27 protein-coding genes are annotated in these 25,664 nt (G+C 68.4%); 5 read left to right on the top strand and 22 right to left on the bottom strand.

Annotation, left to right across the window (positions count from 1 at the left end; translation table 11 throughout):
• The 14 genes from L810_RS29705 to L810_RS29640 all read right to left on the bottom strand — a co-directional run.
• Nucleotides 1–684 (bottom strand): trypsin-like peptidase domain-containing protein (locus L810_RS29705; protein WP_042976693.1); only part of this gene is annotated, 684 nt, incomplete at its 3' end.
• 76 nt (nt 685–760) lie between these two features.
• The gene (locus L810_RS29700; protein ID WP_021161950.1) at nt 761–1,120 is read right to left on the bottom strand and encodes a hypothetical protein; all 360 of its coding nucleotides are present in this window, start codon (nt 1,118–1,120) and stop codon (nt 761–763) included.
• 45 nt (nt 1,121–1,165) lie between these two features.
• Nucleotides 1,166–2,026, bottom strand: a complete 861-nt coding sequence (locus tag L810_RS29695) for a hypothetical protein (protein ID WP_021161949.1) — start codon at nt 2,024–2,026, stop codon at nt 1,166–1,168.
• An 8-nt stretch (nt 2,027–2,034) separates the two neighbouring features.
• Entirely contained in the window at nt 2,035–2,925 is an 891-nt protein-coding gene (locus tag L810_RS29690) for a peptidylprolyl isomerase (protein ID WP_042976691.1), read from the bottom strand.
• Nucleotides 2,922–3,380 carry a hypothetical protein gene (locus L810_RS29685; protein ID WP_230954432.1) on the bottom strand — a complete coding sequence of 153 codons (459 nt, stop codon included), beginning with the start codon at nt 3,378–3,380 and terminating at the stop codon, nt 2,922–2,924. The genes L810_RS29690 and L810_RS29685 overlap by 4 nt, the downstream gene beginning before the upstream one ends.
• Nucleotides 3,381–3,406: 26 nt before the next feature.
• Nucleotides 3,407–3,994, bottom strand: coding sequence for a YbjN domain-containing protein (locus L810_RS29680; protein WP_042976690.1), 588 nt, complete (start codon nt 3,992–3,994; stop codon nt 3,407–3,409).
• A 59-nt stretch (nt 3,995–4,053) separates the two neighbouring features.
• The gene (locus L810_RS29675) at nt 4,054–4,752 is read right to left on the bottom strand and encodes a hypothetical protein (RefSeq protein WP_021161945.1); all 699 of its coding nucleotides are present in this window, start codon (nt 4,750–4,752) and stop codon (nt 4,054–4,056) included.
• 12 nt (nt 4,753–4,764) lie between these two features.
• Nucleotides 4,765–6,576 carry a putative porin gene (locus L810_RS29670; RefSeq protein ID WP_042976688.1) on the bottom strand — a complete coding sequence of 604 codons (1,812 nt, stop codon included), beginning with the start codon at nt 6,574–6,576 and terminating at the stop codon, nt 4,765–4,767.
• 92 nt (nt 6,577–6,668) lie between these two features.
• Nucleotides 6,669–7,367: a TonB family protein gene (locus L810_RS29665; protein WP_021161943.1), complete on the bottom strand. Its 699-nt coding sequence runs from the start codon at nt 7,365–7,367 to the stop codon at nt 6,669–6,671.
• Nucleotides 7,368–7,371: 4 nt separating this feature from the next.
• Complete coding sequence (locus L810_RS29660; protein ID WP_021161942.1) at nt 7,372–7,782, bottom strand: ExbD/TolR family protein; 411 nt, start codon at nt 7,780–7,782, stop codon at nt 7,372–7,374.
• Nucleotides 7,783–7,806: 24 nt separating this feature from the next.
• Entirely contained in the window at nt 7,807–9,612 is a 1,806-nt protein-coding gene (locus L810_RS29655) for a DUF2341 domain-containing protein (RefSeq protein ID WP_042976703.1), read from the bottom strand.
• A 67-nt stretch (nt 9,613–9,679) separates the two neighbouring features.
• Entirely contained in the window at nt 9,680–11,332 is a 1,653-nt protein-coding gene (locus tag L810_RS29650; RefSeq protein WP_051392334.1) for a ShlB/FhaC/HecB family hemolysin secretion/activation protein, read from the bottom strand.
• 150 nt (nt 11,333–11,482) lie between these two features.
• Nucleotides 11,483–12,031 carry an adenylyl-sulfate kinase gene (cysC, locus tag L810_RS29645; protein WP_257009003.1) on the bottom strand — a complete coding sequence of 183 codons (549 nt, stop codon included), beginning with the start codon at nt 12,029–12,031 and terminating at the stop codon, nt 11,483–11,485.
• A gap of 95 nt (nt 12,032–12,126) precedes the next feature.
• Nucleotides 12,127–12,690, bottom strand: coding sequence for a TIGR03032 family protein (locus tag L810_RS29640; RefSeq protein ID WP_257009002.1), 564 nt, complete (start codon nt 12,688–12,690; stop codon nt 12,127–12,129).
• 647 nt (nt 12,691–13,337) lie between these two features.
• Here L810_RS29640 and L810_RS29635 point away from each other — a divergent pair.
• Nucleotides 13,338–13,901: a hypothetical protein gene (locus tag L810_RS29635; protein ID WP_021161934.1), complete on the top strand. Its 564-nt coding sequence runs from the start codon at nt 13,338–13,340 to the stop codon at nt 13,899–13,901.
• A gap of 32 nt (nt 13,902–13,933) precedes the next feature.
• The gene (gene gspK, locus L810_RS29630) at nt 13,934–14,929 is read left to right on the top strand and encodes a type II secretion system minor pseudopilin GspK (protein WP_021161933.1); all 996 of its coding nucleotides are present in this window, start codon (nt 13,934–13,936) and stop codon (nt 14,927–14,929) included.
• Nucleotides 14,930–14,996: 67 nt separating this feature from the next.
• On the opposite strand, the gene L810_RS29625 is transcribed toward gspK, so the two are convergent.
• Nucleotides 14,997–16,631 (bottom strand): type II toxin-antitoxin system Phd/YefM family antitoxin, encoded by a 1,635-nt coding sequence (locus L810_RS29625; RefSeq protein WP_042976684.1) that lies wholly within the window; start codon nt 16,629–16,631, stop codon nt 14,997–14,999.
• A gap of 182 nt (nt 16,632–16,813) precedes the next feature.
• On the opposite strand from L810_RS29625, the gene L810_RS29620 reads away from it, so the two are divergent.
• Nucleotides 16,814–17,638 carry a hypothetical protein gene (locus L810_RS29620; protein WP_021161931.1) on the top strand — a complete coding sequence of 275 codons (825 nt, stop codon included), beginning with the start codon at nt 16,814–16,816 and terminating at the stop codon, nt 17,636–17,638.
• A gap of 275 nt (nt 17,639–17,913) precedes the next feature.
• Here L810_RS29620 and L810_RS29615 read toward each other — a convergent pair whose 3' ends face one another.
• The 6 genes from L810_RS29615 to gspG all read right to left on the bottom strand — a co-directional run bounded on the left by L810_RS29615 (nt 17,914) and on the right by gspG (nt 21,885).
• On the bottom strand, nt 17,914–18,165 hold the full coding sequence (locus L810_RS29615; protein ID WP_225740345.1) for a FecR/PupR family sigma factor regulator: 252 nt from the start codon (nt 18,163–18,165) through the stop codon (nt 17,914–17,916).
• Nucleotides 18,166–18,421: 256 nt separating this feature from the next.
• Entirely contained in the window at nt 18,422–19,417 is a 996-nt protein-coding gene (locus tag L810_RS29610) for a FecR family protein (RefSeq protein WP_042976680.1), read from the bottom strand.
• 11 nt (nt 19,418–19,428) lie between these two features.
• A complete protein-coding gene (locus L810_RS29605; protein ID WP_011354683.1) occupies nt 19,429–19,977 on the bottom strand; it encodes an RNA polymerase sigma factor in 549 nt (182 codons plus the stop codon).
• A gap of 6 nt (nt 19,978–19,983) precedes the next feature.
• Nucleotides 19,984–20,730 (bottom strand): secretin and TonB N-terminal domain-containing protein, encoded by a 747-nt coding sequence (locus L810_RS29600; RefSeq protein ID WP_021161928.1) that lies wholly within the window; start codon nt 20,728–20,730, stop codon nt 19,984–19,986.
• Nucleotides 20,731–20,912: 182 nt separating this feature from the next.
• A complete protein-coding gene (gene gspH / locus L810_RS29595; RefSeq protein ID WP_021161927.1) occupies nt 20,913–21,410 on the bottom strand; it encodes a type II secretion system minor pseudopilin GspH in 498 nt (165 codons plus the stop codon).
• 19 nt (nt 21,411–21,429) lie between these two features.
• Nucleotides 21,430–21,885 carry a type II secretion system major pseudopilin GspG gene (gspG, locus tag L810_RS29590; RefSeq protein ID WP_051392336.1) on the bottom strand — a complete coding sequence of 152 codons (456 nt, stop codon included), beginning with the start codon at nt 21,883–21,885 and terminating at the stop codon, nt 21,430–21,432.
• An 88-nt stretch (nt 21,886–21,973) separates the two neighbouring features.
• Between gspG and L810_RS29585 the strand changes: the two genes are divergently transcribed.
• Nucleotides 21,974–22,420 (top strand): general secretion pathway protein GspC, encoded by a 447-nt coding sequence (locus tag L810_RS29585; protein ID WP_051392333.1) that lies wholly within the window; start codon nt 21,974–21,976, stop codon nt 22,418–22,420.
• 13 nt (nt 22,421–22,433) lie between these two features.
• On the opposite strand, the gene gspF is transcribed toward L810_RS29585, so the two are convergent.
• A complete protein-coding gene (gspF, locus tag L810_RS29580; protein ID WP_021161924.1) occupies nt 22,434–23,651 on the bottom strand; it encodes a type II secretion system inner membrane protein GspF in 1,218 nt (405 codons plus the stop codon).
• Nucleotides 23,652–24,290: 639 nt separating this feature from the next.
• Between gspF and L810_RS29575 the strand changes: the two genes are divergently transcribed.
• Entirely contained in the window at nt 24,291–25,628 is a 1,338-nt protein-coding gene (locus L810_RS29575) for a substrate-binding domain-containing protein (protein WP_021161922.1), read from the top strand.
• Nucleotides 25,629–25,664: the final 36 nt, after the last annotated feature.

The following is a 25,664-nucleotide window of genomic DNA, read 5'->3' as shown; positions in this document are numbered from 1 at the left end:
CGGCACGTCGGTCTGGATGAACGGAATCGCGCGCTCACCGGGCAACGAGCGCGATTTCGCGCTGACGATTCCCTGCGTGACCGTGTTCGCGAATCCATACGGCGAACCGATCGCCATCACCCAGTCGCCCACCTCGGTGCGTGCCGGGTCGCCGGTCGCGACGACCAGCAGGTCGTGCGCGTCGATGCGGATCACGGCAACGTCGGAGACGGGGTCGCTGCCGATCACGCGCCCCTTGAACTGCCGCTTGTCGGTCAGCTTCACGTCGATCGCGACGGCGTCGCCGACCACGTGCCGGTTGGTCAGGATCACGCCGTCCGCACTGACGATGAAGCCGGAGCCGAGGCTCACTTCCTCGCGGTTGCCGATCACGCGCCGCGCGAGAAACGGCGCGAGCGGATGATCGGGCGCGATGCCCGGCGGCAGCTGGATGCCCATCTGCGTGACTTCGCGCGTGACGCTGATGTTGACGACGGCCGGGCCGACGCGCCGCACCAGCGCGGCGAAGTTCGGCAACGTAACGGCCGGCGCAGGCGACGCGGCAACCGGCTGCGCCGGCCGTTCGGCGGCCGATGCCGATGCCGGTGTCGGTGTCGTTGCACCGGCGCACGCGCAGGCCAGCGCCAGCCCGCCCGCCATCGCTCGCAGCACAACCGCCCGGTTCGTGTACCTGCCCGCCTTCATGTCGCTGCTCCTCGTCGGTTCGCGCCGGAACGCCGCCGGCTCATCGGTACGCGCGCGGCACGCCCGGCCGCACGCATTACTTCGGCGGCACCGCGACCGGCGCATCCGGCCGCTGCGGCGTCACCGACCGGCCCCAGTTCGAGCCGAACCGGTTCCGCTCGGTCGACAGGTTGAACGTGCCGAGACGGTTCGACGGTTGCTTCGACAGTCGCTCCGCATCCGTCTGCGATGCGCCCGCCTGCGGATCGGCCTTCGGCGTCAGTTGCCGGCTCAGGCAGTCGTACGACAGCGCACGCTTGCCGTCGACTTCCGCATCGACGCACACCGGCTTCGTGGCCGCCCCCGCGCTCGCCGCCGCGCGGCCGCCTTGCGCGTGCGTGCCGGTTGCCACCAGCAGGCAGACGATCGTCGCGATTGCGCTTCGTCGCATCTTCATGCGCGCTCCTTCAGAAATGACGCCATGGCACCCGCGCTGCCGCGGTCACACGTTCGCGCCCGCCGCCGACGCGCGCGCCAGGAAACGCGCGAACGCCGCGCGATCGGCGTCGTCGACGGCCGGCTCTTGCGTATCGACCCGCTGCGCCCAGGCGTCGCGCATGCCGTCGACCGGCTGCCACGCCTGCACCTGCGCGCCGGTCGGGTACGGCGTGACGAGCGGCTCGCGATAGTCGACGCGAAACAGCGACGGCGCGCCGTTACCGGCCGCCCACAGATCGCCGACGTCGCGCACGCTCGCGTCGAACCAGAATCGCACCCACCGCACGCCAGGCGCGCGTGCGTCGACGCCTGACGCATCGGCGCCCGACGCATCGGTGCCCGAAACATCGGCACCCGACGCGTCCGGCACGCGCAGGAAACCGGCCAGCACGAGCAGCACGGCCGCCAGATCGTCGTCGCGCAACATCCGGTACGACCAGAGATCCGCGACGTCGACGCAGGCGATCACCGCGATGAAACGCCCGATCGTGAGCGCGGGCCACGCGCGCCGCATCAGTGCGTAATGACGCGCCCAGTGCGCCACGAAGCGCTCGCGATGCCGGGCGGCCACCTGCGCGTCGCGCGAGCCGCGAATCGTCAGGTCCTCCGGCTGGTACTGGCGCGTGGTGAGCACGCACTGCGCGGAGCATCGCGCGCTCCGGTGCCGCGCGTAACCGCCCGCACCGGGCAACGGCTCCAGCGCCCCGAAGCACAGCGGGCAATGCGTGGGCCACTCGCCGGGCCGGCCCGGCCACGGGTTCGCTTTCGGCATGCGCGGGCGGTCGGCAGCCCCGGCCGGGCGGCGGCGCCCCGGCGTGCGCGCGTCGGGTACGACGACGCGCGGCGTCGAACGGACGGTTCCCATGCGCGCGCCTACCGGGCGGATGCGAGCGCTTTCTTCAGCGCGTCTTCGTTGATCGGCGCGTTGGCGGCGAGCTTCGCGAGATACGCCTGCGCATTCTGCTGCGTGCGCTGCGCGCGCAGCATCGCGCGCAGTTGCTCCTTCACGTCGGCCAGCGGGCGCGGTGCGGCCGCGCGAACGTCGATCAGCTTCACGACATGAAAGCCGGCCGGCGTCTGGATCGGCGCGGAGACCTGGCCCGGCTTCAACGCGTCGGCCGCCTGACGGACTGCCGGCACCATCAGCTGATCGGGCACGAACCCGAGATCGCCGCCGTTCGCGGCGCTCGCCTTGTCCTGCGAATTCGCCTTCGCGAGCGCTGCGAAATCGCCGCCGCGCGCGCGGCTCGCGAGATCGGCCGCCTGCTTGCGCGCCTTGTCGAGCGTCGCGGCATCCGCGTTCGGCGGCACCGCGATATAGATCTGCGCGACGTGCAGCGCGCGCGGCGCGGTGAACGCGGCGCGATTCTTGTCATACGCGGACTGCAGCTCCGCGTCCGACGGATAGTCGGCCGGCGGTGCATTCGCCGACGCCAGGTAGCTGCGCACGACGATGTCGCGCTGCGCCTGTTCGACGGCCGCCTGCACCTGCGCCTGCTTGTCCCAGCCCTTCGATTTCGCCTCGGCCAGCACGGCCTTCTGCGCGAGCGTCGAACGCACTACCTGGTCGAGCGCCGCGGGATCGGCCGCGAGACGCTCGCGCCCTTCCGGGCTCACCGACTTCAGCAGCCCCGCGATATCGGCCTGCGTGACCGATGCCTGCGCGGCATTCGCGATCACGTCGTCCTGTGCGTGCGCAATGAACGGCGCACCCAGCACGAGACTGCCTGCCACCGTCGCCAGCATCTTCATCTTCGTCATCATCGTTCGACTGCCCTCTCGATCGTTCCTGAATTGCGGACGCCGCATCGGCGCGCGTCCGTCAGCGTCATGCGCAGGACAAGCGGCTGCGCCATCCCGCGTGGCGGCGCCGCGCCGACCGCCCGGCCGACGAGTGCGGCGTGCAGCGCCGCGTCGAGCGCCGCTTGCCCGGCCGCACCGCTGTCGATGCGCGTCACGTGCCCGTACCGGTCGAGCCACGCGCGCACCGGCAGCACGGGACGGTCGTCGCCCGCATCGGCCCGTTCGCCGGCCCAGTGCTCGATGCCGGCGCGCAGGCGGCAAACCGCCGCGTCGTCGCTTTCGTTGTCGCCGTCCAGCGTCGCCTGCAGCCACCGCGCGATGCGCTGTGCATACGCGCCCCACGCGGCGGGTACATCGCTCGCGGCCGCGGCTTTCGCGTCGTGCCGCGCGCGGCCCGGCAACCACGCACGCAGCATGGCGCCGATCCGGCTGCCGCCGCGCATCACTGCGCGGCAGCCTCGACTGCTGCCGTGGCCGCTTCGGCGGTCGATGCGCGTGCCTGGTCGCCGGCCGCCGCACGCGCCGCCGCTTCCTGCCCGGCCATCGCGGGACGGTTGCGCAGGTGCAGCAGGAATTCCTGGATCAGCCGGTCCCACAGCTCGATCGTCGAGCGCAGGTAGCGCTCGGACACGCCGCCCGCGACGATCACGTCCATTTCCAGCGCGAGAAACTGCCCGTGGCTCGCGAGACGCGCGAAGCGCTTGGTCCGGTTCCAGTCCGCGACGAGCTCGGCCGGCAACTCACCCTGCACCTGCAGCACGCACGACAGCGTGTAATCGATGTACGGCAGCGCGGCGGGCGTTGCATCGGCACCCTGCGGCGCGAGCGCGGCAGCCGGGTTGCCGAAGCGCACCGCGAAGCCGATGCCCTGGCTCGCGCTCATCAGCTGCACCGCGCCGTTCTGCTCGGCCGCCGTCACGCGATAGCCCGCGCGGCGCAGCACGTCGGCGAGACGGTCGGCGCTGATCGCTTCGATCGGCGCGTCGTGTGCCGCGCGTTCGTCGCCGGCGTTCGGTTGCTTGTCTTGCATGTCTGTCTTCCCCATGTTCAACGAATCGATCGGTTCAATCCCGGTTGCGGGCCGCGCGCTCACTGCGCGTTCGCCGAAGTGGCCGAAGCGGCCGAAGCGGATGCCGGTGCCGGCGCGGCGGCAACCGGCCGCGCGGCCGGATCGTACTTGCCCGCGTACAGCGCATCGCCATAGCGTTGCGCGAGGTCGTCGTACTTCACGCGCGCCGACTGCGCGAACGGCTGCCGTGACGAGAACAGCGTGCCGATGCCGACGTGCTCGTACGCATCGAGAATCTCGTGCCCCACGCGATACAGCTCGGCATTGTGTGCCTGGCAGGTTTTCAGCTGCGTGTCACGCGCGGCGACGTCCTTCTGCAGTTGCGTGTGCTGCGCATCGCGGGCACGCGACACGGTCAGCAGGTCCTCGTAGGACGACTTGTATTTCGCCAGCGACTTCGCGTCCTGCTCGCGGCCCGCCCGTTCCTGCGCAAGCGCGCGCCGCGCCGCGGCCTCGGCGCCCGAGTCGCTGCGCGCGGCCGCCAGTTGCCCCTGCATCGCCTTCAGCTGCGCAAGTGCGTCGTCGCGCTGCTTCTCGGCCGCCGCCTTGTCGCTCTGCAACTGCGCCTGGCTGTCCTGCAACTGGCGCAGCTCCTGCACGGTCGAGCGCAACTGGCTGCGCAGCTTGTCCTCGATGCTCTGCGCATGCGCGCCGCCGGCCGCGGACAGCAGCGTGCCGGCCAGGGCGGCCGCGAGCATCGTGCGAGTGATCGTGTTCATTCCCGGCTCCGGTCAGAAGCGAGCATTGAGCTCGATCTGCAGCACGTCGATCGATACCGGCGGCCCGTACACTTCCTTCGAGCTCAGGTAGCGGGCCGACACCCACGTGTCCCGTGCAACCGCGTAGGCGGCGCCGAGCACGTAACCGCGCGCGTTGGTGCCGCCCAGGTGGAAGTCGGGATCGTTGAACGCGTCGAGCACGGCGTCCGGCTGCAGGTACTTGTATGCGATCGAGAAGTTCCACTGGCCCTTCTCGCGCGGTTCCGGCTCGCCGAACGTCGCCTTCGCGAGGAAGCCGTTCGGGCCGCTGCGGTAGTCGGCGCGCGTCGCGTTCACCGACGTCGATTCGTAGTTGTTGACCGGCAGCGACGCCGCCGCGAACGCCTTGTTGTCGTTGTACGCGAGGTTGCGCACGTATTCGCCGTCGAGACGCAGCTTGAAGCGGTCGGCGACGACCGTATCCCACTGCGCCTTCAGGTCGAGCAGCCGGTAGTTGTACGCGAGACCGAAAAGCTGCGGCTGCGGCGTCATCCCCGGCGCGAGGTTCGGGTTCTGCACGATGTTGCGCAATGCGATCAGCGTGTTGCCGCCCTGCATGAATGCCGGCGCCTCGTTGTCGGTGCTGCAGCTCGTCGCGCCGAGATACAGTGCGCACGGCGACGACAGCGTGCCGCGCATGTTCTGGAAGTCGTAATACGCGACGGCGCCACGCAGCCGGTTCTTCGCATCGATCTTCCAGTCCGCGCCGAACTGCGCGCCGAACATCCACTTCGTGTCGCTGCCGGCCTTGTCGGTGCTGTTCGACGGGAAGTTCTCGCTCGTGTACTGGATCGGGAACACGCCGAGCGTGCCGAACAGCGTGACGTCCGGATTCCACGGCAGCGCATGGCGCAGGTTCGCGGCGAGCCCGTCCATCATCAGGTCGTCGGAGAACACCAGATCAGACTTGAAGAACGGGTTGTCGAAACGGCCGGCCGTCAGGTTCAGCCACGACGTCGGCCGGTACGCGAAGAATGCCTTGTTCAGCCAGATGTTCTTCTTCCCCCAGCCGCCGCCGGCCGTTCCCGTCGTCGACACGGGGCCATTGTCGTTGCCGCTCGCGAGCTGGAGGCCGGCGATCATCTCGTCGGACAGCGTCGCCGTCACGCCGAGCCGCGCGCGATAGCGCAGCAGGTTGTTGCGATTCTGCGTGGTGTTCTGGGTCGGCAGCTGCGTCGTGTTGGTGTTCTGGTTGATGTCGAACCCGTTGCCCTGGTTGATCGCCGCGAAGTTCGTCACGTTGTTCGCGTTGCGGCTGCCGTAGAAGTGGTACTCGTCGCGCACGCGCATGTCGCCGTCGAGCTTGATGCGCGACACCCAGTCGGGAAACGTGTTCGGCTGCGCCCAGTTCTCGGCCTTGGCCTGCGCGATCACTTCCTGCTTCACCTGGTCGCGGATCTGGTCGCGCACGAGCTGTGGCACGTACGGCACCGCGACGTCGCCCGGCTGCGTCGGCGGGTTGACCACGCCGCCCGCCACGACCGGTGCGCCCGATGCGCGCGCCGACCTCGCCTGCACGGCTTCCGTGCGCGCTTCGCTGATCAGCTCGTTCGCGTTCTGCTGCGTGAGCACGCCGCGCTTGACGAGCAGGTTGATCAGGTTGATCACCACGCTTTCCGTCGGCGCGGCCTTCCCCGACGCCGCCTGCGCCTCGAGCGATTGCCCGTGCGCGGCGGACGCGCACGTCAGCCCGAGCGTCAGCACCGCCGCACCGACGCGCGACAGGCGCGCGGGCAGCGCGCCGTTGCGGGGCACCCCACCCCGTCCGTTCATCTTCCGAATCATCGAAGCACTCCGAACAATTTTCGTTTCTTTTCCGGCAGCATCCGTGCGACGGCGCTGCCCCATGATTCTTGCGTGGTCTCTGTCGCGCATCGTCATGCCGGCTTGCGGCCCTGGAGCTTGACGAGCACCGGATACGCGGTCGCGGGCGGCGGCACCTCATCGACCCTGCCGAGCGCCTCGACCGCCGCGACGACGGCCGCGTCGATCTTCGCGTCGCCGGTGGACTGCGCGATCGTCACCTTCGTGATCCGCCCCGACGTGTCCATCCACAGGTTCAGGCTGCCCGCGAAACGGGCGCCGCCGGCGTCCTGCACGCCCTTGTCCTGCTCGATCGCACGCTGCAGCACGTACACCATGTATTGCGCATAGCTCGCGTTGCCGAACTTGCCGCCCCCGCCGCTGCCCAGCATGCCCGACCCGTCGCCCGCGCCGATGCCGAAGTTGTCGCTGCCCGCCTGCGCGTCGGCATTCATCGTCATCTGCTTCGGCTGGTTGTCCGACGGCTTCGGCGCCTCGGACGGCTTCGGCGCGATCGTCGGCCGCTCGACCGGCGTCTTGACCTCTTCCTTCACCTTCTCGGGCGGCGGCTTCTGTTTCGGCGGCGGCGGGGGCGGCGGCAGCGGGATCACCGTCGTCACCTGCGGCGCGCTCACGCGCTTCACGCCCGCGGTATCGCCCGCGAAACGCCAGATCAGCGCGGCCACGCCGGCAAGCACCAGCGCGATCGCGACGGGCTTCACGTAGCGGCCGGGGCCCTTGTCCGGCGGGCCGCCGTTGTAGGTCATTTCCATCGCGTCAGCCGCCCTGCTTCGCCTTGCCGGTCACCAGGCCGACCTGCGACAGGTCGAGGCGGCGCAGCAGGTCGAGCACGTCCATCACCTTCTGGTACTGCACGCCCGCGTCGCCCTTCAGCACGATCGGGAAATCCGGGCTGGTCGCCTTCTCGGTGCGCAGCCGGCTCTCGAGCTCGTCCATCGTCACCGGGTACGCGTCGAGGAACACCTGCCCCGAATCGGCGACCGTGATCGCCTTCGTCTTCGGCTTCGCGAGACTCGCGGACGAGCTCGCCTTCGGCAGATCGACCTTGATGCCCTGCACCGACGCGGTCGTCATGATGATGAAGATGATCAGCAGCACATACGCGAGGTCGAGCATCGGCGTGATGTTGATGTCGTCGTACGGCTTGTCGTCGTCCTGAACCTGCATGGTGGTCTCCTGCGTGCGATGCGGTCAGTCGGCCAGCACCGCGTGATCGGGCGCGCGGTGCGCTTCGGCGAGGCGCGTGACGAATTCGTCGACGAACACCTGCATGTTCGCGGTCACGTTCTTGTTGCGGATCAGCAGGTAGTTGTAGCCGAACAGCGCGGGAATCGCGACGAACAGCCCCGTGACGGTGGCGAGCAGCGCGGCCGCGATACCCGGCGCGATCGCGTTCACGTTGACGTCGCCGGCCGCCGCGATCGCCGCGAACGTGATCATCACGCCGACCACCGTGCCCAGCAGCCCGAGGAACGGGCCGCCCGAGATCGCGATCGTCAGCAGTACCATCGACTTCGACAGCCGCTGGTTTTCGCGCACGAGCGTCGCGTCCATCGACGCGCGGATCGCCTCGATCGATTCGGACGTGATCACCGTGCGGCCGTTGCCGTCCACGCGGCTGTGGATTTCATGCACGCCGGCCTTGTACAGCCGGTACAGCGACGACTGGTACAGCCGGCGGCCGTCGGCGCTCGCTTCGTCGACATGCGCGAGACCGACCAGGTGGCGGCCCGCCACTTCGCGGAAACGCTGCACGAAATACTGGTTCGCCTTGTCGACGGTGCCGACGTAGCGCGCCTTGGTCCACATCACGATCCACGACACGAGCGCCATGCCGAGCAGGATCGTGATGACGACCCACGCGTCGACGGTCACCGACTGCACGATCACGCCGAAATAGCCGAAGCCGAAGCCCGACTGCTTCTCGTCGGCGCCATACGCGACGAGCTTCGATTCCGAGCCCTGCGCGAGCGCATCGACCGCGATCGCGGCCGGCGAGCGCGCGATCTTCGACAGGCGCAGCTCGTCGAGCGCGCCCGCATACGCGGCGAACCCGGCCGGCGCGCCGGTCGTGTCCGCCGCGACCGTCGCCGCGCCAGTCAACGCGGGCAGCGTCGCCGCGACTTGCGCGGCCTGCTTGCCGTTCACGTAGACGGTCAGGGTTTTACCGTCGGCCGTGACCGCGAGATGGGTCCACTGATTCGCCGCGACAGGCGGCGCGGCGGGCGTGCGCACCGGAGCCGGATTGCCGGCCGCACCGGCGACTTCCGCGAACGGCACGCCGTTGTCGAGGCCGACCAGCAGCGCGTTCGCGCCATCGCGGCGGCTGTAGAGCAGCGTGTTCGGCGCCAGCGCCGACGGCTTCACCCATGCGCTGAACGTGAAGCTGCCGCCGGCCGCCACATTCAGCGATGCGCTTGCCGGCAACGTCAGCGACCCCGTACCGTCGAAGCGCGCACCCTTGCCGACGATGCCGTCCTCGACCGTACGGAACGCCGCGTTCTGCGCATTGTTGCCATACGCGGTCGCATCCTTCGGCGGCGCGCCGGCCGCACCGTTGAAGTGATAGACGAGCGTGTAGTCGGCATCGAACGTCTCGGCCGGCTTGCTGCCGTCGGGCGCCTTCTTGTTGCCGTAGTACATCCAGATCGACTCCGCGGCACCGGCCGGCATCTTCGGCACGTCGACCCAGATCAGCGCGACGCCGAGTACCGGGTCGTATTGCTCGACGTGGTAGTTCAGCGGCGTCTTGTCGTCGCCGGCGACGAAGCGGATGTCGGCACCGTTGTCGGCCAGCCCGTCGAACTGGAAGTTGCCCGAGTGCAGGCGGATCAGCAGCGGCACGCGGCCGGCCGACTCCGCGAGGTTCGCGCCTTTCGCGCTCGCGTCGATCGTGATCGCCTTCCGGTACGACCAGTCGTTCTGCCACCATGCGTTCGCGATGCCGGGCAGCACGCCGAGCATCACCGCCAACAGGAAAAACAAGACTCGCTTCACGATCCACTCCCCGAATGTGCGGGCGCTGCGCTCGTCGCATCGCCCCGGCACGATCAAAAAAAATCCGTCAGAACCCCAGCCTTACGAAGAAATCGAACCGCGGGCTGTACTGCCGCGTATAGACGCCCGCCTTCAACGGCCAGCCGGCCTCGAAATCCGCGCTCGCATACTTCATGATCTGCACCCGCGTGCCGACGCCGACACTCATCAGGTTGAAGCGCGCCGTCTGCTCCGGCAGCGGGCTCAGCAGCCACAGGTGCGCCGCGTCGAAGAACGCGTGGAAGCGCCACTCGTTCACGCGGCTGCCGACCGCGCCGCCGAGCCATTTCGCGAGCGACGGACTGCGCAGCTCGAGCGACGCGATCACGCCGCTGTCGGCCGTGTCCTCAGCCTGCATGTAGCCGCGCACGCTGTTCATCCCGCCCGCGGCGAACTGCTCGCTCGACACGAGCGGCGAGTTCGAGATCTGGGCGTTCACGTGCGCGTTGGCCTGCATGTCGTTCGCGAAGCGCTGCGTGTGGTTCACGTCGAACTTGCCGTACACGAAATCGGGCGTTGCGTTGTAGCGCTTGTTGTCCCATGCGCCCCAGTCACTGCCGAGGCCGCGGATGTTCGTCGTCAGCGACGCGGAGAACGACGTCTGCGAGTTCTTCAGGCTCAACTGGCCGTTGTACGACAGCGTCACCGGCACGTACGTGAGCGGCGCCGTCGAGCCGCCCTGCCCCGGCAGCGACACGTCCTCGTCGTAATGCTTGCGATCGATCTCGATGCTGACCGAATGCGCGTAGGTCTCCGTCGCCGGCAGCGAATAGATCGCGGTGAAGCCGTACGTGGTGCCCTTGCCCAGCACGTTGGTGTTGCCGACCGACGCGACGTTGCTGTCCGAATGCACGACCGTCGCGAGGAAACTCCAGCGCGAATCCCTGATCGGCGCGAGATACGAGAACGCGTAGACGCGCGCATCGTTCGGATGCTGCGGCGCGATCACGTAGGTGCCGGAAATCACGTGGCCGAGCTGCCACAGATTCGAATAGCTGAGGCTTGCGGTCGTGCGCAGCGTCGACGTGCCCGGGCTGTTGTCGTTGTTCAGTTCGAGCGAGCCGTGCAGCGGGCTGTGATCGTCGACCTTCAGGTCGACGTCGACCGTCTGCGGCAACGCGCCCGGCTTCAGCACCGGAATCACCTGGCGGTCCGCCGAGCGGTTCAGGTCGGTGAGCTGCTGCTGCGCCTGGTTGAAATCGGGCACCTGGCCTTCGGCGAGCGCCGGCACCGCATCGCGGATGTTCTGCGGCGAGTTGTATTTCGCGCCGTCCACGCGCAGGCGCCCGACCTTCGCCTCGGTCACCTGCAGCAGGATCACGCCGTTCTTCACCTGCTGCTGCGGCAGCTCGACGACGACCGACTGGTAGCCGCGATCCTGGTACGCCTTCTGCAACGCGTCACGTGCCGCGTTCACGTCGGCGAGCGTGCGGCCCGGCCCTTCGAACGGATACACGGCCTTCTCGATCTCGAGCGTCGGCAACGTCGTGTTGCCGCGCACCACGAAGGCATTCACGTCGAACGACTGCGGTGCGGCCGGTGCCGCCTTCGCGGCCGGCGCGGCTTCCTGCGCATGAACGCCAGGTGCGAGGCCCATCCCTCCGGCCAGCACGACGCCCGCCAGGCATCGGCAGTTCAGCCGCCATCGTTCGCGTGACTTGCGGTCTACTCTCGGCGGCATGCGCCATTCCCCTTTGTTGTTCCGGATCGAAGCGAAGCTGTCGCGAACTGCCGCCGCTCCGCTATCAGTTGCCTGTTTCACTTTGATGACTTTTTGTTCGTCATCCTTAGCATGAACTGCGAAATACCATTTCCTGCTATCGATCCGGACTCAGCCGTGCCGCAGCGGTGCCGCCTGCGGATCGGCCGCACCACCGAACTGCGCGACGGCGAACCGCATCAGCGTGTCGACGCACATCGCGAGCGACGCGCGGCCGGTGTCGATCGTGAGATCGGCTTCGACCGGTGGCTCGTACGGCGCCGAAACACCCGTGAATGCCGGCAGCACACCGCTCCGCGCCTTCGCATACAGCCCTTTCGGATCCCGCGCCTCGCAGCAGGCGAGCGGCGTGCTCACATACACTTCACGGAATGCCGGCCCGACGATCGCTCTCGCGGCATCGCGCATCGCCGCGAGCGGCGAAATGACCGCAACGATCGCAAGCGCGCCCGATTCGCTCGTCAGTGCCGCGACTTCGGCGATGCGCCGCACGTTCTCGAAACGGTCCTGCACCGTAAAGCCGAGATCCCGATTCAGCCCCGTCCGCAGCCGGTCGCCGTCGAGCACCACCGGATGCACGGATCGGTCGCGCAGTTGCGCCGCCACCGCATCGGCCAGCGTCGTCTTGCCCGCGCCCGACAGCCCCGTGAGCCACAACACCCCGCCGGCCCGCGGCGACGCTCTCCACCCAGCGCACGCTCCGTCTACCGATAAGGACGAAACGACGCCGGGAAACCCGCAACGATCGATCGTCATCACGCCTGCTCCGCCGCGTTCGCGGTTTCATCGTCCTCACGCGGACGCGGCTGCCGGATCGGCGTGAAATTGAAATAGCCGTCGATCACGCTGATGCATGAGTAGCGCGTGTTGACCGCGAGCAGCACGTGCTTGTCGAACGCCATGTCGTGCAGGTCGAGATCGACGGTGTAGTACGACATCCGCGGCACGAACATCGCGTCGTAATGATCCGGGCGGGCCGGAGAGCGCGGCGCGAGCGTCGACACGTCGGCGAACACCATCAGCTCGTGCATCGTCGCGACCGCGAGCCGGTTACCCGACACGGCCATCCCCATCGAGCGCGGCAACAGGCACGCGGACAACGTGGGCACACCGTCGTCGACGCCGATCACGGCCACGCCGGACGGGCGGCGGCTCACGGCCAGCGAGCACCCGAGCGCCTCGAGCACCTGCAGGAAACGCCCCGTGTCGCGCAGGTTGACGACCGGCGACAGCGCTTGCGCCTGCCGCGCCGATACGTCGTCCGTCGGCGTGCCGCGCTCGCCGGCCGGCCGGGTTTCCTCGAACTGTTCCACTGTCATGCACCTGTCGGCTTCACGCCGCCTGATGAGAAAAAATGCGCGCGTCCGCGTGTTCCCGCCCGCCGGCACGACGCATGCGCGCCGGTCGCGGACGGGGCCGCATACGGCATACCGAGTCGCAGCTCCCACCTACCTAGACGGAACGAAGCGCGCATTGCCGCAATGTTTTTTTGCGTGACGTCGACCGGTCCGCCGGCACGGGCAGGCGGTCGACGCAAGCGGCCTGCAATGCGCGCGCAGCGCTCCCTCGCGCAGGACGCGCGAGACGCGGTGCATGACCTTGCTTGGCCCCCGTTTCGTGTACGTGCGTCGTCCGGCCGACCTGCGGCGCGTCAGCGTGCTGCCATTGCGCGCGGACGACCGGAAAACGTGTCGCCGTCTGGCCAGCCCTCGCGAAAACGCGACGTGCCGGCGTGCGGCCCGACAATCCTCGGGTTTCAACCGGGAAGTTTTTGTGACATTCCGCTGAAGATATTCACGAAACGCTCGCGAAACACGGCGCGGGATCGCCGGGACCGTTTACGGCGCATCGCCGGCGCATCGCCGCATCGCGACGCACGCAACGGCACGCACGAAATCCTGCGGCTTGCGCGCGCCCGCTTCGTCCTAGCTATTGAGAACGAAACACGTCAACGACAGGACACTCCATGTCATTCGCCACGATGCTCGTCCGGTGGCTCGCCGGGCGGTTGTCCGGCGCCGCCGGAATGCCCGGCCGGCCGCTGCCGCCCGTCGCCCATGTCGCGCCGCATCCGCCGCTGCGCTGGCGCACGCCGTGGCTCGCGTGGCAGCTGCTGTCGTGGTCCGCGCTCACGCTGCTCGCGCCGCCGATCTGGACGATCGGCACGCTGCTGCTGATCAATCCGTCGAGCGACCAGCCGCTGTTCTGGGCGCTCGCGATGGCGATCGTGCCCGTCGCGAACGGGGTCGCGATCGTCACGACGAACCAGCGCCATCACCGCGCGCCGTTCACGCGGCGCCCGGCGGTCGCGGCGCACATGTTCGCGATCGCGATGGCCGTCGGCTGCGCGCTGTTCGTGCTGCTGCTGTGGCGGTCGCACGCGATCGCCGGCCTCGTCGGCCCGCTTGCCGACGACGGCATGCGTCCCGTGACGCTCGCATGCTGGGTCGCGGGACTGGCCGCGCTGTTCGGCGTCGCGTCATCCGCGCATGCGAGCATCGCGCATGCGTGGCTGGCGTTCGAGGTGTGAGCGCGCCGCGCCGACACTGCGGGGGCACGCGAATGCTTCGATACGGAAAAGAACGGACAACGCGCGCGCGACGCGAACGCGGCATCGCGATCGTGACGGTGCTGCTCGTCGTCGCGCTGGCGGCCACGCTCGCGGCCAGCGTGCTGTGGCGCCAGCAGGTCGCGACGCGCGACGTCGAGAACCAGCGGCTCGCGACGCAGACGATGTGGATCGAGCGCGCCGCGGTCGAATGGGCACGCGCGACGCTGCGCGCACAAAGCGCGACGTCGAACGTCACGTTCGCCGGCCAGACGTGGTCGGCACCGGTTGCCGACGTGCCGCTCTCGGACCTGCTGCCGTCCGACGCGCTGGCGGTCAACGCCGAACTGTCGCGCGCGTGGATCTCGGGCAGCGTCGAGGACGCGCAGGCGCGCTTCAACCTGACGAACCTCGTGTCGCGCGCCGCGCCCGGCAAGCCGTGGCAGTCCAACGGCGAAGGCGTGCTGGCGTACCGGCGCCTGCTCGGGCAGTTGTCGCTCGACCCGGCGCTCGCGCAACCGACGGCCGACTATATGCTGCGCTCGCTGCGCGACACGAACGGCCCGGGCGGCTGGCCGCTGCAGCTCGTGTCCGTCGACGATCTAGCACGCATTCCCGGCTACGACGCGCATGCGGTCGCAACGCTCGCGCCGTTCGTCACGATCCTGCCCGACCTGACCGTCGTCAACGCGAACACCGCGCCCGAACCCGTGCTCGTCGCCGCGATTCCGACGCTGTCGGCGAGCCAGGCCAGGCGGCTCGTCGACCGGCGCGCCACCGCCTACTTCGTCAGCACCGGCGACATCGCCGAATACCTGTTGCCTGCGCAGGGCGGCAACCCGACGCTACCGGACGGCTCGGCCGTGGGCGTGAACAGCGGCTATTTCATCGTGCACTGCCGCGTGCATTCGGCGCGGATCAACACGCGCATCGACACGTTGATCGCGCGCTACGGCAGCGGCAATTTCGCATGGACGTCGGTCATCTGGGTGCGGCGGCTGACGAGTTGAAGCCGAGGGCGGCACGTGCCGGCGCGATGAACGGCAAGCCGGGCCGGCAACGTGCGGCCGGCGCCCGCTAATTCAACGACGATTCGCTCAGCGTCACCGGGCGCAGGCCCTGCGACGCCGCCGCATCGAACGACAGCCGCGTGAAGCTCGTCTCGCGCACTTCGCCGAGCAGCCGGTTCCAGTCGTCGATCGACACGAGCAGCGCGATCGGCCGGTTGTACTTGGTGACCATCACGAGCGCCTCGCCCGCGTGCCGCAGCGCCTTCGACGGATTGCTGCTGAAGTCGCGCGTCGCCATCGCGATCGTGCGCAGACTGAACACGTTCGCGGCCGGATCGTCGCCGTCGTCGTGCATCAGGCGCTCGAGCGTCGCCGCGCGCAGCATCGCCTGCGACTTCGCGGACAGCCGGTTGTCACGGCGCCGCCGCCGCTCGCTGCGCGGGTCGACGTGAGCGGCGAGCATCCGCACGATCTGGCCGAGCGCCGTCGCGGGCAACTGGTCGTAACGCTGCCACCAGTCCGGCGGCAGCGCGATCATCATGCCCGCGTAGGTGGCCGCCACGCCGTCGGCGATCAGCGTCGGCAGGCGCTCGACGTCGCGCGCGTCGAGATCGAGCGTGCCGCCGACGACCCGCGTCATCACGCTGAACGCGTTGTAGGCAAACGCGGCGATCCCGCTCGCCAGCAGCGCCGCACGCGCGGGCACGGCGCCGAACGGCGCGCCGTCCACGACGGGCTCGAGCGCCAGCGGCAACGCGTCACGCCAGCGCCGGCACGACAGTGCAACGACCTGCGGCGCGTCGAACCGCCCGGCCGGCAGATCGGTCAACAGCGTGACGATGTCGCCGGAGGCCTCCGCGCCGCGCCATTCGATCCGCCGAAACGCGCCCGACACGCCGCCTTCGCCGGCCATCCCGACGGATTGTTCGCGCACGCGCCCGGCGCCGAACACGCCCGCTTCCCGCCAGTCGCCGAGCGGCCGGCACGCCGCCGGGCAGGTGTATTCGCGCAGCACGAACGCACCGCCGCGACGCGGCCAGCCGGACAGGATCGCGTCCGTATCGAAGCGCCCGTCGACGATCCACAGCTCGCCCGGTCGAACCGTTTCCAGCAGCGCGCCGACGAATGCATGCTCGTGCGACCGACCCCGCTCGCACGGCAGCAGGTCGACGATCATCCCGAGATCCGGATCGTAGACCGGCAGGACGCGCACACCGCCCGCCGCCGCATCGCGCGCGGGGTCGTCGCACGCGCGCCCGCAGTCGCAACCGCCGGCCCGCGGCGCACAAGCCTCGCCGGCCCCGTCCAGCACGCGCAGCCGCATCCCGTCGACTGCACGCGCACCGTCGACGCCGCGCACCGACGCGACCGGCAGCAGCAGGTCGACGCTGTCCCTTACCAGCGCGCGCCCCCAGCCGGCCCGCCACCGGCTCATGCAATCGTGCAGCGCCGTCACGGCCGTACCCACCCCCGGCGCAGCGGCCGCCTCGCCGTCGGACATCCGCCGTCGCCCCGCAATCGACGCGAGCGCGTCGACGGCCAGGGCAAACAGCGCCTCGCGGATCGACTCGCCGTCGGGTTCGTCGCCGGCGTCCGCCGCGGCGCCGACCCAGTCGTCGTGCAGCGCGCATTGCAGCACGAGCCGCGCCATGATCGTCATCGGGCTCTGCTCGACAAAGCGTTCCACGATCGTGCGCATCATCGGGTTACCCCACATTGTCCGGTTGACCGCGCGGGCCGCCGCAACGGTACGCGCACGCGTGCGGCGCGATGCGTTCGCACTTGACGGCGCGCGGTCGACACCGCAGCATCGTGGGCGACCCGATCCGCGCGACGACACGCCGTCGCGACGGTCCGCCCGCAATCGATGCACGAGGCACCGGCATGTACGTAGATCCCCGCGTGGCGCACGGCCGCGCCCGGTTCGACCTGAGCGGCTCGCCGCGGCTCGTCGCCGACGAGCGCCGCTGGGAAATCAGCGACGTCGTCACGCGCGGCATCGACGATTTCAACGGCGTGCGCAACCGCCGCAACCTGCTGCGGCTGCTCGAACGCCAGATCGCGCCGAAACTCGCGCGCCTCGGGCTCGAACCGTACGTCGGTGCGCTCGGCCGGGCCGAAGGGCTGTTCGTCAATTTCTCGACGATGAGCGCCGAGCACGGGCTGCGCGAATTCCAGCTTCAGCTGACGGTGCCCGACCTCGTGCTGCGCAGCTTCGCGTCGAACGTGATCCGGCCGCACGCGGTCGCGCGCTGCATGCAGCGCAACGGCGTGATGTCGCTGGCGGAAGTCGAACATGAAACGCGCATCGCATTCGTCGCGGCGCGCGTGATGCGCTCGCTCGCGCTCGCGGAAGGCTGGCGGCAGATCGGCGTGCCGACGCCGCACGGGTTGTTCGTCGGCGCGCTGACCGACGCGGACGACGTCGCGATGAACACGTATTTCCGGCCCGGCGACAACGACCGGCCGTCGCGCTGGAGCGGCTTCTCGGCCCTCTTCTCGACGATGCCGGACTGGCGCCCGGAACAGGTCCGGCACGGCGGCGAACTGCTGCAATGGATGGTCAACCATATCGTGGCCCTGCAAGAATCCGCATCGTTCGTCGAACGCTTTCCCTTTCTGCGCGAGCCGCTGCGCGATGCCGGCGATCCGCTCGATGCCGCATGGAACGGCGCACGCGCGGGCCTGCAGCCCGGGTCGCCATCCTGAATCGGGAATCCGTGTTGTCGTGACGCGGCCGGCACGTACTCGCCACGCGCGCCGCCGCCATGCGTGCACGGCGATCCGGGAGCCGTCTCCGGCCCCCGTTCCCCGGTCTCCGCTTTACCGCCCCTCTTCACGGTCCTGCTACACGGCCCCCTCGCTCTCTCGTATACAAGGTCGAAGCGGGCCTGCATAACCCGCAGACTTTCTTCCGGCGCCATTGGGTGATCGCGCGAACGCGATCGCGCACCACACCGGTGCGTGCGCGGATCGCCGCCATGTCAATGCGTGCGCGTCGATCCGCCGGGCTCATGACGGCCGACCGCCTCCAGCAGCGCCCACATCCAGATCAGCTCGCGGACCGTGCGCGCATGCTCGTCGCTCTGCGCGCGCCAGCGCGCGAAAGCGTCGTGTTCCTGCTCCGTCGTATCGCCGGCGCGCAGCCACAGCAGCCAGCGCACCGCGCCCTCGCGGATCGCATCGGCGCGCGTATTCGCGTCGCCGGGATCCGTGTCCCGTTGCGATTCGTTCATGATCACGCCACCGCCCGAAGCTCCATCGACACACATCCCCCGCACCGCGCATCGCTGCGCGGCCGGGGCGCTTGCCACCCACGCCTCGGGTCCGACGACGTCACACCGGGCCGCCATCAAGGACAGCCCGGCGTTTGCCGGCCCTCATTGATCAAGTCGTATCGGACGGCCGTAACCCGCAGTGCGCGGACGGCCGCAAGCGACGCGAACGCATCGCGCGCGGAAGGAAAACGGGGGAATGAAGCGCGGGAAGCCGTCAGCTCAACAGCACGATGTTGCCGGGCAGGCGCGTGATGTGCGCGCCGTACAGGCGGCCGACCATGTCGATCACGTCGTCGAGCCGCGTGATCGGGAACTGCGCCTGCATCCGGTTCGCGCCGAGCGACGCGCGGCGCAGGATGACCTTGCCGCGCCGGTAGCGGTTGATCTCGTCGACGACGTCCGACAGCGGCACGCCGTTGAACACCAGCATGCCGCGCCGCCATGCGCTGATGGCGCCCGGATCGATCCGCGACACGGGCTGCACGCCGCGATCGTCGTAGACGACCTGATCGTCGGCGTTCAACATGCGCGCGCCGCGCGGATGCTGGAGCGCGACCGTGCCGGACAGGCAGGTCACGCACACCTGCGTGCCCGTGCGCCGCACGTTGAAGCGCGCGACGGTCGCCTGCATGCGGCCGCCACCCGCCACCACCGTGACGGGCTGAATCGGCGTCGCGCGGCCGGCCGGCGGCGCGACCGCGTCGATCTCCGCTTCGCCGGCGACGACTTCGACGCCGTGCGCGGCATCGCTCGCGGCCAGCACGTCGAGACGCGTCTGCGTATTCAGCTCGACCGTCACGCGCGACGACAGCGCGACGCTGCGCTGTTCGCCGGTGCCCGTGTGGTAATCGGCGGCGATATCGCCGAGCGACGGCCACAGCTGCATCGGCGGCCGTACCGCGAGCCACGACGCGCCGGCCGCGACCGCGAAACCGATGAATGCGCGCCGCCCGGTGCGCATCGTGCGCTCGCGCCTTGCAACGTTTGCCCAGGCAGCGGCCGCCCGCTCCTCGTGCGCAAGCTCGGTCGCCGCCGTGCGCAGCGAACTCCAGGTGTCGCGCAGCAGATCGGCTGCCTGCGGACGATCGGCACACCAGCGCTCGAACGCATCGGCTTCGGCCTGGCTCGCTTCTCCCGAGCGCAGACGCAGCAGCCACGCACTCGCTTCGTCGAGTTCGTCGTGGGCAGGTTGGGCCTGGGCTTTCGTCATCGTCCTGATGCTCAAAATTTTCGCGGGCCGCCTCGCGTGCCCGTGTACGGATCACCATCTTCCTGCATGCGCTGCAGGCAGTACTTCATCGCCGCGCTCAGCTCGCTTTCGACGAGCCGCAGCGAAATGCCGAAATGCTCGGCGATCTCGCGGTTCAGCAGGCCGTCCACGCGGGCGGCCAGCAGGATCGCGCGGCGCCGCGGCGGCAGGCCGCGCAGCACGTCCTTCAGGGTCTCGACCTTGCGGCGCGCCGCCACGATCCGCTCGGGATCGGCCAGCTCGTCGGGCATCTCGAGCAGCGTCTCGACATCGTCGTCGTGCAGATGCCGCCGTTCGCGGCGATGCTGGTCGATCGCGACATTGTTCGCCATCCCGAGTATATAGGCGTCCGCGTTCGTCACCTGCGTGGAGACGTTCGCGTTCTCGAGGCGCAGCCAGGTTTCGTGCAGCGCATCGGCGGCGCCGTCCTTCGACCCCGTCACGCGTTCGAGCCGCCTGACCAGGTACGCGTAGCGCGTCGCCAGCAGATTCCGGAGCCCGGAGCGGTTGCTGTCGGACATGGCGGCCTAGCCCCGAACGGCCGGCTGCGGCGCCGGGCAACGGAAATGCACGCCGTTGCCGGCCGGCCGCAACAGGATCGTGACCGGCTGCGGCAGGTCCGCAGGCGGCGCGTCGTCCAGCTTCAGTGCGCGCAGCGCGCGCATCACCGCCGCGTCGCGGGCGGCCGAGCCGCTCGATGCCACCATGTTGACCGCCACCACCGCCCCCCTGTTGTCGATGCGCACCTGCGCGACGAGTCGATAGCTGCCCGGCACGGCCGCCGGCTGCGCACACAGTGCATCGATCAGATGCGCCTGCAGCAGGCCCGCGAACGTGCGCCGCTCGCCGGAATCGCCGATCCCGTCGATCGGCAGCGCCGCATCCGCCGGCGTGTCGGCCGTCGCGGGCGGCGTCTCGGCGGCCGGCTGCGCGACGATGATCGCTTCGTCCGGACGCGAGAATTCCGCACGCAACCCCGTTCCCGCCAGCATCCGCGCGAGCGCATCGCGCGGCGCGAAGTCGCCCTGCACCGGCGCACTCGTGCGCCCGTCGAGCAGCGGCGCCGGCGCCAGCACGATCAGCTCGGTGAGCCGCGCGAAGTCCTGCAAGGTCTTCGCGAGCGGCTGCGCGGGCAGATCGAAATGCACCGCGCTGCCCGGCTGGCGGCCGATGGAGCCGGTCTCCTGTGCCTGTACGCCGCGCATGCACAGCACGACGAACGCGAGCCCCGCGACGAGCGCCAGGACACCGGTCGGCGCCCGTGAACGAGTCATGAATTCCTGGACGGAAGTGGAGTTGCACGCTGCCGGCGAAACGCGCTCCCCCGTGAGCGGTTCCGTCGCAAGCGAACGACAGATTGTGAGCGGGCACTGTGACAGTCAGGTGAAGCGTGCAAGGGCATGATTCAATCGCGACGCGTTCGCGCGTCGTATCCGCACCCGGCGCCACGCGTCGCTCAAGGCCGGCGCACGACGAAGTTGCCGATGCCCGTGCCGACGACGGCCATTCGCACGTCGCCGGACCACAGCGTGATCGTCACCGGCACGTCGATGCTTTCGCTGCCGAGCACGATCTGCGAAGGTGTTTCGCCGCCGCCGGTGTAACGCACCGACACGCCCGTCACCTCGGCGCCCCAGCGGCGCGCACGATAGAGGTCGTCGGACATCGGCGCCCACGCGCCGCTCTCGGTGCGCTGCACGAACCGGTAGCCACCGCCTACCGGCTGCCACGCGATCGGCATCGACCGCACCTGCGCTTCGTCGCCGGCCGATTCGAGCAGGTTCGCGAGCCGCTGCGCTTCCTCGGCGAGATCCGTGCGGCGATTGCGCGACGGCGCGAGCGTCACGACCGCGACCAGCAGCCCGACGATCACGAGCACGACGAGCATTTCCAGCAGCGTGAAGCCGGATTGACGATATCGACGCGATCGCTGCCACGCGTTCGTGCGCTTCATGTGTGCCAAGCCTTTGCCGTTACTGCCACGAACCGATGTCCGCATCGTTTCCCTCGCCGCCCGGCTTGCCGTCCGCACCGTAGCTGAACACGTCGATCGCGCCGTGCGCGCCCGGGTTCAGGTATTGATACGCGTTGCCCCAGGGATCCTTCGGCAACCGCTCCAGATAGCCGCCGTCTTTCCAGTTGTTCGGCACCGGGTCGGTCGTCGGCTTCTGGATCAGCGCGGTGAGCCCCTGCTCCTGCGACGGATAGCGGCCGTTGTCGAGTCGATACAGGTTCAGCGACTGCATCATCGTGCCGATGTCCTGCTTCGCCGCAATGCGGCGCGCTTCGTCGGGACGACTCATGATCTTCGGCACGATCAGCGCCGCGAGAATCCCGAGAATCGCGACGACGACCATGATCTCGATCAGCGTGAAGCCGCGTTGCGCGCGTCGACATGCAGGTTCCTGCGGCTTGCCTGCGCGCAACATGCGGGTTTCGTTCGGGCCCGTCATCATGCATTCACCCTTCCATCAAAGAATGGCAATCGTCTTTCGTCCATCGCATCGACTCTTCGCCATGAAACCGTTCGCCCTGCACCGTATCGTTCCGTCCCGCGCCGATCTGCTGCCGCTCGTCGCGACGCTCGCTTCCGGCGCCGCGCTCGTCACCGTCTCGCTGTGGGCCGTGCGGCTGCTGACCGTGCCCGACGCATCGGCGCCCGCGCCCGTCGCAGTGCCCGCGCCGATCGACGTCACCGCGAGCGCGCAACTCTTCGGCGCGAAACCCGACGACAACCGAGACACGATCCAGTTGCTCGGCGTGCTCGCGTTCGACGCGCGCCGTGCGGCCGCGATCGTCAGCGTCAGCGGCGAAGCGGCGCGCGTCGTGTCGCTCGGCGCGGCGATCGGTGAAGCCGCGCAGCTCGCCGAGGTTCGCGCGCGCTCGATCGTCGTCGATCGCCACGGCCTGCAACGCGAGATCGCGCTGCCCGTCACGGAGAAGGCGAACGCGTTCGTGCGCTGAGCCGAACCGCGCATCACTGCACCATGTTGTTCAGCTCGATGATCGGCATCATCACCGCGAGCACGATCACGAGCACCACACCGCCCATCGCGAGAATCAGCAGCGGTTCGAGCAGGCTCGTCAGGAACATCGTGCGGCGCTCCAGCTCGCGCGATTCGCCTTCCGATGCGCGGTCGAGCATCGTCGTCACGTCGCCGGTCGCCTCGCCCGAGCGGATCAGGTGCACCAACACCGGCGGGAACGTCTTCGTGTGGGCGAGCGCACGCGACAGCGCCGAGCCTTCGCGCACGCGCACGATCGCATCGTCGACGTTCGCGCTCATCGCGCGGTTCGACAGCGTTTCGCCGGCCGCCTGCAACGCGCGCAGGATCGGGACGCCCGCCGCGGTGAGGATGCCGAGCGTGCTCGCGAAACGTACCGTGTTGTAGCCGCGCACGAGCTTGCCGGCGAGCGGCGCGGTGAGCAGCCAGTGATCGAACTTCAGTCGCGGCCCTTCCTGCGACAACACCTTGCGGATCGCGAACACAACCGCAACCATTCCCGCGAGCGACGCCCACCACCAGTGCCGCACGAAATCGGAGAGCGCCATCATCACGACCGTCAGCGTCGGCAACTGCTGTTTCGTGCTGGTGAACACGTTCGCCACCTGCGGCACCACGTAGCTCAGCAGGAACGTGACAATGCCGAACGCGATCAGCGTGACGATGCCTGGGTACGTGAATGCCAGCAGGATCTTCTGCTTCAGCGCATTGCTCTGTTCGATGTAGTCGGCCAGACGCGACAGCACGATACCGAGCTTGCCCGTGTGCTCGCCGGCCGCGACGAGCGCGCGGTAGATGTCGGGGAAATCGCGCGGATGCTGGCCGAGCGCGTTCGCGAACGAATGGCCGCCGACGACTTCCGCGCGGATCGACGCCATCAGCTCACGCAGGTATTCGCGCTCGGCCTGCTCGCTCAGCACCGACAGCGATTCGTCGAGCGGCAGCCCCGCGACCAGCAGGCTCGCGAGCTGGCGCGTGAGGATCGCCTGCTCGCGCTGCGACAGCTTGCGGCCGAGCGACAGGCGCTGATGACGTTCACCGTGCAGGCGCTGCGCGGCGAGTTCGACCACGAGCGGCGTGAGCCCCTGCGTGCGCAGATGGCTGCGCCCGGCGCGCGCGCTGTCGGCTTCGAGCACGCCTTTCAGCGTGCGGCCGGTGGGATCGATCGCTTCGTAGCGGAATGCCGACATGTCACTGCCCTCGGGTCACGTGTGCGACTTCCCCGGCGACGTCGTGCAACGAGTCGGACGGAGTCGTCGGAGAAGACTAAGGAGTGAACCGGCGCAGATTTGTGACGGATGTTGGGCTACCTTTTTTAGGTTTGGCGGGCTTTATTACTTCCGGCCGTTGTTCTTATATTTGATAAACGATTTCATTCTTGGCAGTGACATCAATTATTCAATCATCAACCATCCAGCAATCACGATCCAATGATTTCCAAATGATTCAATTTAATGAATTTCAGGAATATCGCAACCGGATGATCGATTCACCTCTGGAAGAAATGTTCCGTAGCATCTGCCACGAAACCGACTTGATGTTGAGATAGCGCCGCTGTGCGCACAAGCACGCCAGCAGAGCAACATCGCGCCGCATCGGGCCGCCGCCTTCCCAACATCTGGGAATCGCTCGCCATGCGAATCGATCACGATTTTTCGCCAGCCAATCCGGATAACGCATTGGCAATATCGACAAAAATGTTCCGTACCATTCGTTATTAAAAATTCACACGCGTCATACGGAATTCCCCCTACATTTACCCGGCGGTCCACAAGTATTCAAACCGCAGTAGCAGGGGTTCCGTTTATCTTCGTCCAAGGAAATTTCTCATGAAATCCAGCAAGCGCAAGATCTGTCAAGTCCTCGCTCTCGTCGTTTCGGGCATGGGCGCATCGCTCGCGATGGCCGCAGGCCCTGTGATTCAAGGTGGCGGTTCGTCGCTCGTCGCGCCGACGATCGGCTCGGTCAGCAACCCCGCCAGCGAAATCGGCCTGTTCGGCACGTCCGAAGGCACGTTCACGTACTACTCGGTCGGCTCGGGCGCCGGCCAGAACGCGTTCCTGAACAACCAGCCGACGTTCTTCGGCTCGGGTGTCACGGGCACGGTTCACTTCGCCAACAGCGATGCCGCACTGACCACCGCTCAGGTCACCGCGTACAACAACACGGGCCTCGGCACCACGAACGGCCCGCTGATCCAGATCCCGTACATCGTGACGGCCATCACGGTGCCGGTCGTCAACGCGCCGGCCGTGACGAGCTCGACGACGCCGCAAACGACGCCGGGTCAGGCGCACAGCATCGCGCTGAACGACGACGACCTGTGCGGCATCTTCTCGGGCAAGATTACCGACTGGAACAAAGTGATCAACCCGGAAACGGGCGCTGTCTACACGACGACCAGCAAGCCGATCAAGGTCGTCTACCGTTCGGACGGCAGCGGTACGACCGAACTGCTGACCCGCCACCTGGCTGCCGTCTGCACGACCGCCAATACGGCTTCGGGCGTCAAGTTCATCGATTCGCTGACGTTCGCGAACACGTCGGCGTTCCCGTCGGGTGTGCCGGCGAACTTCGTCGCAGCTTCGGGCAGCGGCGGCGTCCGTGGTTCGCTCGCGTCGCTGTCGTCGGCCGGTACGGCCGCCGTCGCCTACCTGAGCCCGGACTACACGAACACGTTCCTTGCTTCGCAAAGCTCGGTCGTGACGTCGTCGGGCGCGCTGCAACTCCCGATCGCCAGCCTGTACAACACGAAGGACACGAAGTACTACGCACCGACGTACGCGAACGCGACGAAGGCGATTGGTACGATTACCGCCCCGTCGGGCACCGCTGCCGGCGATCCGACCCAGTGGGTTCCGGTTTCCGGTTCGGCGTATGCCGCCCTGGCCAACCCCGCTTCCGGTTATCCGGTCTCGGGCACGAGCCAGATCATCCTGAGCCAGTGCTACTCCAACGCCGCTGCGGGTACGGCTGTTCACGACTTCCTGAACAACCACTACACGAACGCCAGCTACGCGTCGGTCGTCCATGGCAACGGTTTCGACACCGTTCCGTCGGGATTCCAGACCGCGATTTCGTCGAACTTCCTGAGCAACTCGAGCAACAACTTCCTCGACATCAACGATTCGAGCGTCTGCGGTGCAGGCGGCTTCGCCGGCCGGTAAGCCGGATCGCTTCCGAATCAACGTCCTGATGAACCG

The sequence above is a fragment of the Burkholderia sp. AU4i genome (assembly GCF_000466765.1).
In the GTDB taxonomy this organism is placed as follows: Bacteria; Pseudomonadota; Gammaproteobacteria; order Burkholderiales; family Burkholderiaceae; genus Burkholderia; species Burkholderia cepacia.
This window is presented reverse-complemented; position numbering and strand designations above follow the sequence as displayed.